Consider the following 15,442-nt stretch of genomic DNA (forward strand, 5'->3'; position numbering starts at 1 on the left):
TGCTTTTGCGTTACGCAGGCGAACGTATTCACGATGAAGATAAGAGCGGTTGCCGCCAATGGCGAAGATCCGTTGTGACTGAGCCGCGACTAGTGACAACGGATCTATCTCCCTGCCAACGGATGCTTAGGCGTCGAAGAGGGACGGACAATCGTCTCGTGATCAGAGGTTAAGACAACAGCAGAGGCGAACAAACGGTGTGGTCGCAATGGGACACGTCGGCGTCTTTGACCCGCTCAGATGCCGAAAACAAGCGAACTTCCTACCCTCACATCTACAATTGGAGATAATCCGGTGAAAGACGTCTTTTCTTCCAAACTAACGTTCGGCATCTTCGATCACTTAGACGAGGACGGCCGCGACATCGCCCGACAATACGCAGATCGCCTCGTCCTGGCAGAGGCGTACGACCGACTCGGCTTCTTTGCATATCATGTGGCAGAGCACCACTGTACGCCGCATGGGAGAGGTCCATCGCCCAATTTGTTCTTGTCGAGCGTCGCACAGCGCACACGGCAACTTCGTATCGGGCCATTGGTGATGCTGCTTAACCTCTATCATCCCCTGCGTGCGTTTGAAGAGATCTGTATGCTCGATCACTTAAGCGGTGGCCGGCTTGAGGTGGGTATCGGACGCGGCTCTCTTCCGCTTGAATTGGGCTACTACGGCATCAGCGCTGACGCGGCGCCAAGCCGTTATGAAGAAGCAAGCGAAATCCTTATCAGCGCTATGAAAGGCGGCACACTATCCTATCAAGGCCAACATTTTGAGCTAAACAACGTTCCGTTGACGGTCAAAACCTATCAGCGTCCAATGCCGCCGACATGGATTGCCACAAATCGACCCGAGTCCGCAGCTTGGGCCGCTGCCAATGGCGCACATCTCGCGTGCGTAGGCCCTTCCTCAGCTGTACGCAAAGTTACTGATGCCTTCCGCGCTCATCGTGAGCCCAACGGCGAGGCTAACGATCAAATGCCATTTCTTGGATTGCTCCGCATGGTCGTGATTGCGCGTTCCGACACAGATGCCTATTCGCTCGCGGCATCTGCTTACGAACAATGGCTCAAGAGCTTTAAGTTCCTTTACGAGCTCAATGCCATCCCTACACCACCACACCTGCCGCTGACCTTCGATGCGGCAATCGAGAGCGAATTGTGCGTCGTCGGAACGCCAGCTTCTGTGCGACAAATTCTTTTAAATCAGCTGGAAGAGGCAGGTGCCAATTACCTCCTTTGTCAACTCGCATTTGGCAATCTGCCATTAGATGCTTCCCTGTGCACCGCAACCGCAATCCACTCCGAAATCATGGCTGGACTTGGCCGACAATGATTCGCCTGTCCGGCTTGCTTTAGAGATCAAACGTTGTGGCCGCGCTCCTAGATGCTTGCCGTGCAGTCGGCGAGCAGCATGCGCTCACGATCAGCAACTCCTGCTTGGTCACCACGACGTCCATGGCTCGACGAGGTACGCTGTTGCCGCAATCCGGCAGCGCACGCTTTTCTAACTACACCTACGGAGGACTGACTAATGACGAAAAACCGATTTGCTATGGGCCTTGCTCTTGCATTCATTCTGTTGGCGAGCTTTCCTGGAGCCGCCCGCGCGGAGGAGCCCGCGGGGCTGAACGGCGGCGCGCCAATCAACCCCGGCGACGTGTTGTCAGGCGAGCTCTACGCGTTGCGCATACGCGATGCCAAGCCCGGCAAAAAGGTCGCCTACCAGATCATCACCGCGCCGCGCCGGCTGCCCGAGCCGCACGCGCTGTGCAAGCTAGAGACCGGACCGGTAATGTTTCAGCTCCTCACAACTGGCGAAGCGCACGCCCGTCAGCTGAAGCCACTAGTCGGCAAGAGGATCTCGGTGAAGGTCGATGAAATCGCCTGTGCTGACGCTGAGCAGATGAGCGAGGCGGTGATCAAGAAGTGGACTCTGGTGAAACAGCCTTGATCTGTTAGAGCCTCTACTGACGATGTTGCAGCATATAGCGCAGCAAGTTGCGGAATTCGCCCCCACCACCGCGGCAGGCAGCTAGTGCAGGGCAAGGATTTCGAATCTAGAAAACGAAGCTTAGGCCATGATGAAACATTTTGCGTTGAAGACCCATATAGGCATCACATGCTGCATCCCGAAACGCAGATGCTGAACTGCGGCTACGATCCGCAATTATCGGAAGGAGCGTTCAAACCGCCGGTCTTTCTGACTTCGACCTTCGTTTTCCGGACTGCCGAGAAGACGGGACTTCTTCGATTTCGTCTCGGGTCGGGGCGAGCCTCCCGAGGGGATGGACGCAGGCCTGGTTTATTCGCGGATCAATCACTCCGATAGCGAAATGTCGAGGACAGGACTTCCGTCTACGAGTGCAGAGATTGCGCACTGTTCTCATCCGGCATGGCGGTGATTGCGACGACGATCCTCGCGTTCGGCAAGCCCTGGCGACGTGATTCTGCACTCTCAACCCCTCAACGGTGTACCGGAAGCGGTGCTTGCGAAGACGCTTGCGGACCTTTCGATCGGAGCCGTCGGCTTTGCCGACGGCCTCGACGAAACCGGAGTTAGGCTGGCGGCAGGGACGTGATGCGCAAAAGGCCGAGTTGCAATGATTTTCATCGAAACTCCGGCAAACGCAACCGATGGGCTGGTCGATATTGCGATGGTCCGCCGCGTCGCAGAGATGACCGGTCGGGCCCAGGGACACACGCCGATCGTGCGTGTAAAAACACATTGCTCGGGCCGGTGTTTCAGCGACAGATCGAACATAGTGCGGATCTCACTTTTATTCACTGACCAAGTGTCGGCGTAATTCAGACCTGATCGCTGGCGCTGCGCTCGGGTCAAAAGCCCCTATGAAGGACGTCAAAGCGCTGCGAGGCGCATCTGCACCCAACTGGACCCGCATTCCTGCTGGATGATCAGCCGCTCGCCCGAAACACTGAGCCTTTGCATGGAAAAAGCCGATAGAAATGCGCAGCTCGTAGCGGATTACCTGCGCGACCACGAAAAGGTGGCCTCGCTCACCAGGGCAGACCCGGCCGTGGGCCGGCTATTCGCGAAGCAATGCACCGGCGCAGGTTCCACATTTTCGTTCGATATTATCGGCGGAAAAGCCGCCGCATACCAATTTCTGAACGCGCTGAAACGCTTTAAGCTGGCAGTGAGCCTGGGCGGCGCCGAGTCGCTTGCCAGCCTACCCGCACGAATGACCCACTCAGGTGTTCCGACTCACATCCGTGAAAAAATCGGCGTCCTCGACTCTACGATCCGGCTATCGATCGGTATCGCGCACGCGTTGACCGAGGCATAGCTGCAGGCGTGCGGCTGCTGGGCCGGCCTGCCAGGCGCCCATAAATGCTGTGGGGGGCTTGTTACCAACTCGACACCTCGGTCCCGTAATCACCTTGACGGCCTGCTTGTGACCTTCGAGCAACCCTGAGCTGCGCTGCGCAGAATGCGTGATGGGCAAGCTGCCACCCCGGTTGCCCTCTTCATCCACAGAGGTCTGATTGCCATACCGATGCCATTAAGCGGGCTATCAGGAGCATAGATGCAGCATCATCCGCTAAAGGAGAACCGTAAGTGCGCGTTAGTCCGTATTTCGAGGAGATCAAGGCTCGCGCGCTGCAACTGCTAACTAGCTTTCAGCCCACCGCAACCACACTCATTCGATTAAAAGGGGAACTCCGACATGCCGTGCGTGGCGCACTCAGTCAAGCACGCGACGAGATGTACAAGCGCGAGAGACCCCGCATGATGGGGTCGCGAGCGGAACGCGTTGCTGCGTATCGGCGCACTCACTTCAACATCGGCAACTTCGCGCGAGCAGAGCGGGAAATTTGCAAGCTCATGTGGACGCGGCTGCACCACTGACAGTGGCGCCTTTATTTACATAGCGCGCAGTATCGGCAACTCTTACATACAATGCAGCGTTTTCGCATAAGATCAAATCGCGCGCGAGCCTCGCGCCACCGCATCGTTGAAGATTTTAGACGCGGCACTCTTCAGCATTTGCATCTCAACCACGGAGTTGAAACCTCAATGGGCGTAGATACAAATAGCGACGTTCCGTCGATAGAATTTGCGGGCATCGCTAGAGACAGCAAATCCGGGCTTAATCAAGCTCGTCATCGACCGCTACTTCAAGCGCGAGCGGAATGGACGACCTGCTCGGCGAATTTGTCGCCGACTTGCTAAAGCGCGTCAAGGCGCAGAAGCGCGAAGACGACGAGCCCCGCCTCATAGCATCTGCTCAACGCCCGCGACGAAGATCGCTTAACGGTCGGCGCCGGCAAGCCATCCAGATTAAGCAACACTGCGCAATACTGAAGGAGATCTGCGGCGTGCTCAAGTAGACATCTCGCGATCCCATCGAGGATTGCAACGGGATCCGGCGTTACGTCCAAGCACCCCGCGATGATGTTCGAGCGCTGAACAAACGTTCACACGATCCCGTTCGGCTCGCCGAAGAACGCAAGAATGCCAATCCCAACCACTACCGACGACGAGAATGAGGATCAACGTGTCTGAGCAGCGAATGATCACGGCAGGCGATTCGATTGCGAGAATCGATCGTGTATTTCAGAAGTTTCGGCAAATAATCGATAATGACGACTCGATTTCCCCTTGCGTTCGAGGTGCGATGCACGCATTGCTCGATGAGGATCTTCTTTTCGCGAGGGCGAGAATTCTCGACTATATAGCTAAGCATGAGGCGCACCGGCGATGAGTATCCCTGCGGCCGTTTCAGGTGCTGAGGCCCTTGCGCTTGTCGAGGAGCGCTTCGCGTTCGCCCGCGCGGTAATTGACGGTAATCCCGACTTGCTGCTCGAGATTCGAGACTTAACGCTGGAGTTCAGGATGCGGATTATCCTGCAAGCGGGGGCGTCATGACGCGGTCCCCGCAGCACCAGCACTCGCCCAAGATTGAGGGCATCGCGCGAAAGCTCGATATCGTGGTGGCGGAGCTCGCTTCGCTTTCGAATGCTGCTCGCCGCGAGCGGCATTAAGGCGCCGCCACCTCTCGATCAGGATTACATCATTATTCAGCCGTTTGCGGAGATCCGTCACGTCAGCCCCGACGGGGTGCTCTCTCGCATTCGCCGGGGCAAGCTACGTGCCGAGAAGCGCGGTGGTCGCTGACACGGTTGCGCGGTATAGCGGTTCGTCAACTTAAAGGTGATAATAGGCCAATCATTGAAAAGGTTTCACAAATCGAGGCGGAGCTTCGACAGATGGCAGCAGTGTATGCCCGCAAATGCAGTGCGCTTGCCAAGCTGCAGGAGGCGTACTGTCGCAAACTCTACGAGTTGCTCGAGGCCAAGGCGGCGCGCGACCGACACAGCACCGCAGGGACCCGCGAAAGAGATGATCATCACCCACGCCCGTGCTGCGATCGACCAGGGTTTCCGAAAGGATTGTAGAGCCCGGATGAATGGCACATTGACTATCCCGGCGTGTTTAGCGGGACCACGGCCGAGGTGAGAGAGTTGCGTCTCGGTCTGTCGTAGGTTGTTGCCATCATTCAGGTACTTCATAACGTTTCTATCGGGTTGTCGTTGCCTGCCAACATCAGCGGCGGTCGCCAGCCACTCTGAATTCAAGCAAAGTGCGCTTGCGACTTCACGATAGTAAGGGGCTCCTCGGTTAGCGGCCTCTTTCATTTACGTTGCCGATGGGGAGCGCGCTCATGAGCGAAAGCAGACGCCCCATCTCCTTCGGACTTAGGAAGTTACTTGCCGCCCTTCGAGCGAGTGTCCCGGTAGGCATTTCGATAGTTGGGACTTCGCCGGACCGACTCCCAGGCGAAATCCGTCACCTCCCCTGACTTGATGGCATACTGATACGCGCCCGGCGAAGCGCCAGTCGAACTCGGACATTGCTCTGATCCCCTGCCGTAAGGCTGGTTCCGGAGAAATGTCTATGAAGCCTTGGGTTACCGGGAAGTCACTAATTGTGCATTCCGTGATGCGTGGAGGCGATCACGTTGTCAGTGGGAAAAATCCATTCCCAATTGCGAGTTCTACGACAGATTCTTGCTATTTGGTCCCACCGCCGCGCAGCAAATCGCGGTAACCGTGGTCAGCCATCCATTTTGCTCGCGCCAAATGACTATCAAACGCATTGCGAGCGCGCGACGGTTCGCGATCCGGATCGATATGCAAAACGATCCGAGCAACCTCCTTCCAGTCGGCGCCATCGGCCTCGGCATCGAGAAGCCGCCAATACGTCACCAGATGCTGTTCATCGTAGCTCGTGAGCACCGGATCATCCGGAGCTGAGTCGGCGATATCAGGATCGAGTGGCGGGGTCTTCATGGGTGTACCAACAACTCCGTTGCTCGAATTTCGTCGCCTGTGTGTGGGTTTCTCCACACAACCGCCATAAAGCGATCAAGTCCAGCATAAATTCCTCAGAAGGACTAGTCATGAGACTAGTCGCACGCTCGCATCACTGGGCTAATCGTCTTTGTCCGCGTATTATACCACGTAGCGCAATATACGCGATTGCTTCCTATCCTGCGGATGGACATTCGCTAGGTCTTTGGAGCAGATGATCGATGTCGCTTGGCCCTAGGCCGGCTAGCGCCGCGCTAGTGAATGGCGATCTCGACTTGTGGCGGTGCGCCTTTCCTCTAGTCATCAAAGAAGACCAAAACTCGCAGGCGAGCGGGGTTCGCTTTCACCGGCCCACCAGCAGAACGAAGATTGACCAGCTTCGTTCGCTGAAGGTCCTGCCAGCACCAAAAGACCAGCGTCGTACACGCATAGTTAGCGAACTCCCTGCCCTGGTCCTTGCGGTAGCTCAAGCAACGGGGCATGCCACGCGACCACAAGTCTGTCATTCCAAGTCCCGCGGCCATCGAGCATGGGCCTCTCTCCCGCAGCTATTTCTTCCCCATCCAAACATCCTCGAATGACGAAAGGGGCATAAGTTCCTGCTCCTGCACGGGCCGGTCATTCATGACGTCGGCCGCTTTCAACGTCGCACTAAATCGGACAACAGTGCGTCTTTCGATTTCCGCCAATGTCGCTTGCTCGTCTTCGAAGCCTTCTGGCGAGAATTCCTCAAACGGTGAATCATCAGCTAGCTCCTGCTTTTGCGATGTGACGAAGCCGAACGCCCTGATGCTGCCGCTCCTGGTCGGTGCAACGACCACCTTCCAATAGGATAGCGGCACATGAACGTTGCCTGCCTCCTCGTCTTCAAGTTTCAGATCCCGCTTCGTGAAAATTGGACCAGCAAAGATCGATAGGCGTGCCAGCGTCCTATCGGAGGATGCTTGCCTGCTAATGTGATTTTCGAGCCGCCCCCACAAGCCGTGGAAACCAAACTTATCGCGATTAAATGCTTCGTGCTGAAGCGTGCAGTTCGTCAGGTGAAACGTGTCTGAATTCGCGTACTCAATCTCTGTCTTTGACGCCCCCCTATCATCTCGCCTCACGAGATGGCCAAAATCGAGCCTCTTCCACCGATCATAGAAGCCTTTCGGTAGCTGGTACTTTTCGTCCATGCGGCTATCGGTAATCCACTCGTCCTTTCCAAAGGTTTCGCGGCCCTTAATCTTCCTCTGACCTTTGCTGTAATCGGTATTGCAGGCCGAAAGGACCGGCAATCTCCGTTGTGCATGCATCATGCACGAGTAGTGATGGTAGTGGAGGACCTTGCCGGCGCGGCCCCGCAAGGGAGCAATCAGCTTCGGGTCTTCGCTCTCTATGGTTGGGAATTCCACAATACGGTCGCGGCCGAGGAAGTTTTCGTCGTAGCCTTGTCGATCGCTATAATCGGTGTCGAAGTTAAGCTTCTCCAGCAACAACTCGTCAGGCTCGGCGCTTGCGACAATGGCCGGAGCAACCAATGGCTTAACTTCCGGGATCAATGAGCGGATAGAAGGAGGATTCGAAAGGCTTTCAACCTTGAGCGAGACGTTTAGTGGCAAGACGAGTGAGAATCCCTCATTCGGCAGGCTTGCTGGAATGAGCTGCGGAGCGAAAGTAGGCCGTGCTGACGGCTCCACGTCGATTTCGAGTTCGGCTGTAGTTGGCTTGATCGTTCCTTGGATGGCCGCCTCAAGCATCGGCAGGAGATCATGACGAGCAGCCTGTTTCCTGATGTCAGCTACGAGCCGGCTGGTCCTGACGCCTTCGTTGGCTATCCATTTGATCTCGTGCTCCAGCGGCTTATGGTCGGTAATGGGCTGGCCGTCGTGGCCGATGTAGCGACCTTGGCTATCTTTCAGCGGCTTTCCCGAGTGGTGTAGGGCAACGACATCCCAGAGATCGTTGAACACTGGCGAGCCTGACGAGCCTCGGAAGGTATCGCTCTGGTAGGTGAGAAAGTCTTCAGTGTCATCGAAGGGCAATAGTTTATTTTCACGAATGGCTATTTGCTTGCTCTGGCCTCCGGGATGCTGAACGATGGAAAGAAACTGGCCGTAGTCCGCCTTGCCGAGTTGAGGATTCAGGCGAAGCCATCCGAAACTCGCCAGCTCTTCCGTCCCTTGCTTTGAAAGAGGGTCAACCGCCACGACGCAATAATCGAGATCCTTGTCGTTGAAGAAGAACTTGTCAGGAGCGAAGGAGAACCAGGTGGGGATTCGGTCATTTCCAAGGGGGTCCGACTCGTATGCGAACTGGACACGCGAGCGGCCTGCTACGTCAGGCATCTTAAAAACATGCCAATTCGTCAGCAGGAGTGTGGGGGCGATCATGAAGCCAGTAGCTGACCCTCCGCGATCACCCGGCGACGGTGGTATCTTGATGCAACCAACAGAACGGGCCGCACGAATGCCTGCCCAGAAGTAGTGTAGGCTCAGCAGGTCATTCGTTCCCATCGCGCGCTCTAGCGCGGCAACGTCATCGGGCGTCCGGTTTTCATTGATGTATCGAGTGACGCGATCCGCCCGATCTTTCGGAAGATCAGGCTTAGCCACAGGTGCCTTGAGTTCACCGCGCTTCGCGTCGACTCGCGCGGTCGTCGTGGCGACTACTTCAGTATCAATCTGCATACGTTCCCCCGAAAAATTAGATCTTTAGAAACAACACAAACCGGCCCGTGGCTCGGCTTCAAGAGGCACTTCGCGTCAATCACGGAAACCTAAGGTTCAGTTGAATCTGGCAGTGATCACTGGGCCAACGGGAACGCGGCGTTTCCTCTTCAATGTCTTTGCCGTATCGCCATTTCCAGTATGATCCCGCGTCCGCAAGGGCAGCGGCCTTCTCATTCATGACAAAGAAATCTATCGAAAAGCGTTGGCTGGCGGGCTCGGTAGGCCAGCACTTGAACTCCTTATTCTTGGGGATATGGGTAAGTTTCACGTCATCGTCAGGGCTCGACGTGGATGCGCCAGACATCACATCCCACATATCAGTCGTCTTTATCTCAGGGCTTTCGCGGTCGAACCTGCGATTGAAGTCGCCGGCAACGATAAACGGCCCACCGCCCTGATGCGCTGCCCTGATCCAGGATTTAAGCGGTTGCAGCTGACGAAAGAGCGCTGGACAGTGATCGTTATCTGAAGGTTCTTCGATGGGGTCTTCGTTGCAGCGAGACTTCATGTGCACGACGAGTAGCCGCAAAAGAGCGCCATTTTTGTTCAAGGTAATGTCGAGCCCCCACCGGGTCTGGTGGTCAGTTGCCGGGTCTTTCGGCCCAAGATCCACGGCGTCCCTCGTATCTGCGAGCGAAACGCCAGAAGATCGCTTGATTGCTAAAGCAACATACTGCCTGGCAGGATTGGTGAGTTCGCCCGGCAGAGTACTCACGGCTGAGGTCGGGTCGGTTACACACTGCGGCTTGATATCCGAAAGCTGGTTGAAAGGATAATCGGGCGCCAGGCCACGCTGGTCCGCAACGGTCTGCCCGGAAATACAGAGAATGTACTGGGATGGTGGGAAAACGCGCGCGAGCGCGCGAAGGCTCGCGATCTCCTGCATGGCATAGACGTCGCCGTCGCTGCATTCACGATAGAGCCGCAAGTCCTTGAATTCATCTTCCGAGCGGAGCGGACGATCATAGACCCTCACTGCCGTCGCTAATTCGGCGATATTCCACGAAATGAGCTTGATCTCACTCGGCCTCGGATCAGGCCCTTTTGCACCGCAATTGATGTCTTGCGCGAGGGAGGAAGCCGACAACCCAAGAATCCACAAAGCAAAAAGCGCGATCATCTTCATGGACGAGCCCCTCGAATCCAAAATCGCATTTTAAAGATACAACTATGACGAGAAGATTACAAGGTTTCGCTACAGATGCTTTAACGCTGGTTCGGGTCTGCCGCACCAATCTGCGCTTGGCGACTGCATGCTCAGCCAGTGCACAGCGTCGCTGTCAGAATGCACGGCGACGGGATCGATCTTTGGCGCCGCGTTCATATCTTGCCTCTTGAGCGGTGACGTGGATATGCCGTGTCCCCGCTCGACGGCGTCAACTGGAGTCCGCCGCAATCCGCTTGCGCGCATCGGCACCTCTAAAAATCATTACGGTGTCCCTCGACTCGTTACGACTATAAATTGTTCAACCTGACAGGTTAAGCAAAGGTCTTACTCCTGCATAAACCGAAATCTATCGGTGCTCCGGACCGGCGACTCCGAGGTCGGAGATAGCCTTGCGTCGTTCATTGATGGCCTCGGAGGCGTTAATTCTGAGGACTCATCCGAGACGACTGGCCACCCTCGTCCTTGTCGCACTGCCTGCTGTACCACGCTCGGACCGAGCTCGACCAGCGTGGTCACTTTTGCATCTTCGATGGCGCGCACGACATCAATCAGCGAACGGTCCTCCTTTGGCAGCGCTCGCTGGTCAAGGAACGCGCCAGCGTCCATCCTCTTGCGTTCAATGATGTGCACGGTGCGTCGCGGCTATCACCTCGTGAAAGCAGCCTCTCGACTACGTCTTCCTTGAAGACTGTATCCATGCCTTCGCCGCCGAAGTAGTTCCGCGTGACCTTGCCGGGCGCCAACCGCATCGCGTCCAGCGTCAAAATATCCGAATGTTGCAGCGGCAGGTGGTAGTCTCGCGATCGTGTCCGCAAGGCAGAAGACTATGGTGCTGTGAGGATTACGCTCTACACAAGCGTGACGACCGCTGGGCCGCACACCGGATTAGTGAGCCAGAAAAAGAGCGGATCGATGCTATTAACCTGTGGCGAATAGGCATTCGTGCAGAAGCGTGACGTATCTCTGCTCGACGAAGGATTCGCCCTTGTCCGTGAAATCCAGCTGTGATGCCGCCTGAAGCGTTTGTTGATTGATATCTGCTGTAGGTCTTGGTTGTGTGAAAACGCCTGATGATCCGCGATTTCGGCTGTCAATCGGCGTCGAAAATTGCATTTCGATCCCAACCGATGGCTTTCACGTCGCGCACGGTTTCATCACAAAGCTAAAGCTCGCCTCCAAAATAGGGCCATGATCATCGCGAACTTCAACTGCTATGCGGTGCTGCGGTCTGCCTCTGACCCATTCGCGGGCCATCTCCGAGAGTGCAGTGGTCGCCTCTTCCCGAGCAGACTCGATGTTCGGCAGCTCCGCACCTTCATCATCGCGGATGAACTGGCTGCCGTCGCGGACATCAAAATAGTACCTCTTCATCGGCGACTCACGAGTCGTGCCGTCGAACAGATCTTGCAGCTCCAGATCGATCTTGCTGCCGCATTTGAGGTGCTGCTGCATGGCCCACCGCCTCAAATCGAAACAGCCAGCGGCGGTCTCGTCCCCGGCGTGCCTTAAAGCGGTCCAGGCACTTCTTGGAGCACAGCGTCGCCCGCCATGAGTAGTACCTGATCATGCCAAACTTTCCGTCACAGACGGCGCAGCTTGTCGCTGCTGGGCGATACTCAAAGCGTTCGTGGCAATCGCGCATCTTCATCTTCTTTGCGCCCCACCCTGTACTGGAAGTCCGGAGTTGCTGACTCACTGTGCGCGCACAGGTGAAGTTCCGTTGCAAGATCATCGTGATCCGCCAATCTTGCGGCAGCTAAGGACGGGGCGCGAAGAGCTTGACTTTCATGTGCAGCATCCAGCTCTGCATCCAACATAAAGTTGTTGCTGCGTGCGATCATTCGGCTTGAGCCTACATCCGGGAGACGACCGAGCCCTTCGATCGGGCACCGTCCACAAACGAAAACTTACCTCGTCATGAAGAAGAAAAAGCAGCCGATTTCCCCTGGACACGCACATATCAGGCGAAATTCTCATATTTCGCGCTGAAGTTCATCGAAGAAACCGACTATATAGATACCCAAGCGGTACTGCAGATTTGCAATCGCCACTGGTGAATACCAATTTTCGGAGTGATTAATATCGGACTGGAATGAATGCGCGTGTGGCCGACCGCGGGCAAAGCGACAGCGATGCTGCCTCGGCTGCGACCCACCAAACGGTCGCTTTTGACATTAATCGGCGGAGGAAGACGACGCCTATCCACTAACTGAACCGCTTGCGATCTCATGCCGATCCTTGTTCGGAAGCGGGCCCCATTGCCTCATCATCACGGCGCGCCTAGAGCATTTTCCTCTCTTGGGAATGGGAAGAGGATTCCCTTGCAGGGGCAAATCATGGTTCATCGTAAGGGCTGGTGACGGAGGCCAGCCCTGATGACCAAACCGCTCTCGCCAGACCATCGCCTACGCAGTATTCGTGGAGGCAGGAGCCACTGACATCGCCTCGCAGGGCTTCGCAACGGTAAACAGCAGCTTCGGGGATTCGGTTCAGATGCTCGAAGCGGTTAAGTTCGTCTTCGATACGGCCGGCGGGCGGCCGGCGAATTGCACGCCGGTCATGCCGAAGACATCGCGTATGGCCCTGATCCAACCTTTTGGAGGCGTGTGGAACCGCTCGGCTGGTTTGAGCCCGTCTAGTCGTTCATCCAGCCGCTGGCGCGATGTTCTTGATGCCGTTTTTTATCCCAACCCGATTTCGTTCAACCTTTCATCAGGCTATGACCTGATCTTCATTCTAACAATCAGGATCATCTGTCATCGGCAGCCAACGTTGACGAATGACCGCGATCTGCGCATTAACCGCCTACGACAAGTCCTTGGTTTTGCGTAAAAAATTGGCCATTTGGACCTAGAATTCAGGTCTCAGCTTTCTCGATGCAAGGTCAAAGGTGGTATCAACCCAGTCTAACCGGCGGCTGAAATGCCGCCGCCGACCGCGCCCGAGAACATTTCGATCAGCCTTCGCGGGTTCGATACCGAGGAACATGCGCGCATTTGGCAACCTGGTCGCGACGTATGTACACACTCTCAGCCGCTATATCGACTTGGCCGCACTTGACGGCATCACCATCGCCGCCGACTAGCGCAGGCGCTCCTTGAGGTCGACCGCGGCTACGAGACCAAGCACAAGCTCACCCCGTCGGAAGGCATCCTACGGGGTCGCCATGACCCCGGCGTCATCGGCGACGAAACAGTTAAGAGCCACGTGCTCTTTAATACCGGCGTCCTGCTTCCGCTAAGACGAGAAGGCCTACGCGCTCCATGCGAATCTCGAACAGATCACCGCCGAAGTCTATGGCAAGCGGGCTCTCCAAAGCGAGAATGCTTCGATCATGCTCGGCTCCTTTCCTGCCCTAGGCATAAGATCATTCGGCGCCGTTGCGCGGTACTCGGGGAAACCCGGGCTTCAAGATGCCTTTTTGATAAGATCAGGCTCTTCTGCTGCGGTGCCCGCCAGCATGCCGTGGCCGGATCCTGGCGATAATGGACGAGATACCCGGCCGTGATGCACCTCCAGCCCACTCCACCTCCAAAGAGTTGGAAAGCCGGTACAGCTCCGCCTGCTCGGAGCACATCTTCTCGATGGCGTCGCCGCGCGAGAAGCATCGGCACGCAAAGTCATCTTCATTTCGCTTTTCCACCCGCCGATCAAAGATTTACGGCCTCGGTATCATCCATTTCCTCGATCGCCGCAGTGAAACTGGCAGCATTCCTCCCGCCACGGGTGAAAGCTGGCGTTTTGCCTAGGATCGGCTGGATTGTACAACCCGTCCGACGGAACTCGGATATCTGCCCTCTACCTAGTAGTCCGGCGGTCAGTTCCTTTTCCATCTCGTCAGCCCGCTGAACCAGCGCGCCCTCGTCATGGTCACCACCAATCTTCCCCTTTGGAGAATGGCCAGCGTGTTCGCCCAGCGCCAAGATGACCACCGCGCTGCTCGACCGGTTGACCCATCAGGATTGTTGAGACCGGCAAGAAGAGCTGGCCATTCAAAATGCCGCGACGACGATGGCGCAACCCACTCGTCTCGTCTCCGCAACCCGGCCAGCTCCGACGACACGAGCGCTACCAGCAAACCACGCGCGTGAAGGGCTCAAAATTGGAGCGTATTGCCTCCTCGGCGCCGCCAGTGACCCAGAAAAACCAGGCTCTGTGCGCGCTCCACCGCCGCACGACAAGGCCGCCCTCGCGCGACACCACCGGCATGGCAATCGGTCCAACCAGTCGCGACGTCGATCATCGTCAGCGTCTGAATGAACGAGCCAGCTACAGATGTGCCGCCATCATGTAACCTCGCAGAACACTGGCGGCGGATCGTAGCAGTCATTTGAACGTCCGGATCGGCACTTCACGGCGCACCGCCGAATAAACCGACCCGTCGGCGCTTACCGGGCCACGGCGATTTTTGTCTCGACCAGGCGTTTAATCATCGCTGCGCTGACGCCGAGCACCAGCGTGGGATTGGCCTAGTCGAGCTTGAGCCGGCCATGCCGCTCCAGCGAAGGCAGCAACGTCGGACTCATTACCTTCAGCCGCTTGCCGCAGATCCGATCAGAGGCCTCCCACAGCGCCATCAGCCTATCCTGCTGGTGACGCCATAGGTCGGCCCTCGATGCCGCCGCGCCTCCGGCGAAATTGCGACATGGCTGGCTAGCGCCCCAAGTGCGTGCTTGCGATGCCAGCCGGTCACCGCGCAAAGCTGGTCGAGATGCGACCCCTAATTGTGCGCCCTGCTGATCGATAGTGCTCTACCGCCGCCGTGAGTTCGCGTCGCGCACCCATGCTGATCCGTCCTGCCATCGGCGACACCCATCCGATTCGGTATCGCCGCCCCAATCCTGACGGTCAGTTCTCCGATAACATTCTTGATAAAGCGCGGCGCCCATCGGTGTCCAACTCTCTGCATGCCGAATGACATTAGCTTGGCTGAGCGACCATCCGGCCCATCGCAAGGGTGCGGCTGCCGCCGATGGTGAGCGAAGCAGGCGAATATTGGCAAAGCTGACGGCGGAGCGGCGGCAAGCAGTTGCCGTCGTTTTCAGCCTCGACGGCAAGCGGGCACACGGGCCGCTTCTCGTTTAGTGAAATTGCGGCAGGTTCGTCAGCTTTCGGAAAGCCAGCCCGAATACAAGACCGTTGAAGTTAGTGGCGCGCAGTTAGGATAGCGCCTGACCAGGACGGAGAAAGCGCAGCGTCACGTAGCTGCTAACCTCAATTGCAGCGCTGGCGCG

At 56.7% G+C, this 15,442-nt stretch carries 13 protein-coding genes and 2 pseudogenes; 9 read left to right on the forward strand and 6 right to left on the reverse strand.

All coding sequences use genetic code 11. The features are described from left to right. Positions 1-294: 294 nt before the first annotated feature. The 6 genes and pseudogenes from LMTR13_RS24880 (at position 295) to LMTR13_RS41075 (ending at position 4,884) form a co-directional block, all read left to right on the forward strand. Entirely contained in the window at positions 295-1,329 is a 1,035-nt protein-coding gene (locus LMTR13_RS24880) for an LLM class flavin-dependent oxidoreductase (protein WP_065730108.1), read from the forward strand. Positions 1,330-1,527: 198 nt separating this feature from the next. Further along, entirely contained in the window at positions 1,528-1,947 is a 420-nt protein-coding gene (locus LMTR13_RS24885; protein WP_065730109.1) for a hypothetical protein, read from the forward strand. Between the two features lie 127 nt (positions 1,948-2,074). Next, positions 2,075-3,301, forward strand: a pseudogene (locus tag LMTR13_RS24890) (cystathionine gamma-synthase family protein). A 272-nt stretch (positions 3,302-3,573) separates the two neighbouring features. Continuing rightward, positions 3,574-3,864 (forward strand): hypothetical protein, encoded by a 291-nt coding sequence (locus LMTR13_RS41860; protein WP_065730110.1) that lies wholly within the window; start codon positions 3,574-3,576, stop codon positions 3,862-3,864. 284 nt (positions 3,865-4,148) lie between these two features. Further along, positions 4,149-4,346 (forward strand): hypothetical protein, encoded by a 198-nt coding sequence (locus LMTR13_RS24900; RefSeq protein ID WP_065730111.1) that lies wholly within the window; start codon positions 4,149-4,151, stop codon positions 4,344-4,346. A 370-nt stretch (positions 4,347-4,716) separates the two neighbouring features. Further along, on the forward strand, positions 4,717-4,884 hold the full coding sequence (locus LMTR13_RS41075) for a hypothetical protein (RefSeq protein WP_156795763.1): 168 nt from the start codon (positions 4,717-4,719) through the stop codon (positions 4,882-4,884). Positions 4,885-5,722: 838 nt separating this feature from the next. Here LMTR13_RS41075 and LMTR13_RS43770 read toward each other — a convergent pair. The 6 genes from LMTR13_RS43770 to LMTR13_RS41080 all read right to left on the reverse strand — a co-directional run bounded on the left by LMTR13_RS43770 (position 5,723) and on the right by LMTR13_RS41080 (position 12,049). Then, on the reverse strand, positions 5,723-5,809 hold the full coding sequence (locus LMTR13_RS43770; protein WP_418219810.1) for a transcriptional regulator domain-containing protein: 87 nt from the start codon (positions 5,807-5,809) through the stop codon (positions 5,723-5,725). Positions 5,810-6,029: 220 nt separating this feature from the next. Further along, positions 6,030-6,308 (reverse strand): DNA -binding domain-containing protein, encoded by a 279-nt coding sequence (locus LMTR13_RS24915; RefSeq protein ID WP_065730114.1) that lies wholly within the window; start codon positions 6,306-6,308, stop codon positions 6,030-6,032. 569 nt (positions 6,309-6,877) lie between these two features. Beyond that, complete coding sequence (locus LMTR13_RS24925) at positions 6,878-8,998, reverse strand: DNA/RNA non-specific endonuclease (protein ID WP_065730116.1); 2,121 nt, start codon at positions 8,996-8,998, stop codon at positions 6,878-6,880. Between the two features lie 79 nt (positions 8,999-9,077). After that, on the reverse strand, positions 9,078-10,166 hold the full coding sequence (locus LMTR13_RS24930; protein ID WP_065730117.1) for an endonuclease/exonuclease/phosphatase family protein: 1,089 nt from the start codon (positions 10,164-10,166) through the stop codon (positions 9,078-9,080). A gap of 1,176 nt (positions 10,167-11,342) precedes the next feature. Then, the gene (locus tag LMTR13_RS24940; RefSeq protein ID WP_156795764.1) at positions 11,343-11,660 is read right to left on the reverse strand and encodes a DUF6894 family protein; all 318 of its coding nucleotides are present in this window, start codon (positions 11,658-11,660) and stop codon (positions 11,343-11,345) included. A 164-nt stretch (positions 11,661-11,824) separates the two neighbouring features. Further along, positions 11,825-12,049 carry a hypothetical protein gene (locus LMTR13_RS41080; RefSeq protein WP_156795765.1) on the reverse strand — a complete coding sequence of 75 codons (225 nt, stop codon included), beginning with the start codon at positions 12,047-12,049 and terminating at the stop codon, positions 11,825-11,827. A gap of 652 nt (positions 12,050-12,701) precedes the next feature. Between LMTR13_RS41080 and LMTR13_RS43775 the strand changes: the two genes are divergently transcribed. From LMTR13_RS43775 to LMTR13_RS42745, 3 genes and pseudogenes are all read left to right on the forward strand, one after another. Next, positions 12,702-13,040 (forward strand): hypothetical protein, encoded by a 339-nt coding sequence (locus LMTR13_RS43775; RefSeq protein ID WP_156795766.1) that lies wholly within the window; start codon positions 12,702-12,704, stop codon positions 13,038-13,040. A gap of 653 nt (positions 13,041-13,693) precedes the next feature. After that, positions 13,694-13,957 (forward strand): hypothetical protein, encoded by a 264-nt coding sequence (locus tag LMTR13_RS41085; protein WP_156795767.1) that lies wholly within the window; start codon positions 13,694-13,696, stop codon positions 13,955-13,957. 60 nt (positions 13,958-14,017) lie between these two features. After that, positions 14,018-14,299: pseudogene (locus LMTR13_RS42745) on the forward strand (ATP-binding protein); the annotation flags it as partial. Positions 14,300-15,442: the final 1,143 nt, after the last annotated feature.

This window comes from Bradyrhizobium icense, from assembly GCF_001693385.1.
GTDB classification, from domain to species: Bacteria; Pseudomonadota; Alphaproteobacteria; order Rhizobiales; family Xanthobacteraceae; genus Bradyrhizobium; species Bradyrhizobium icense.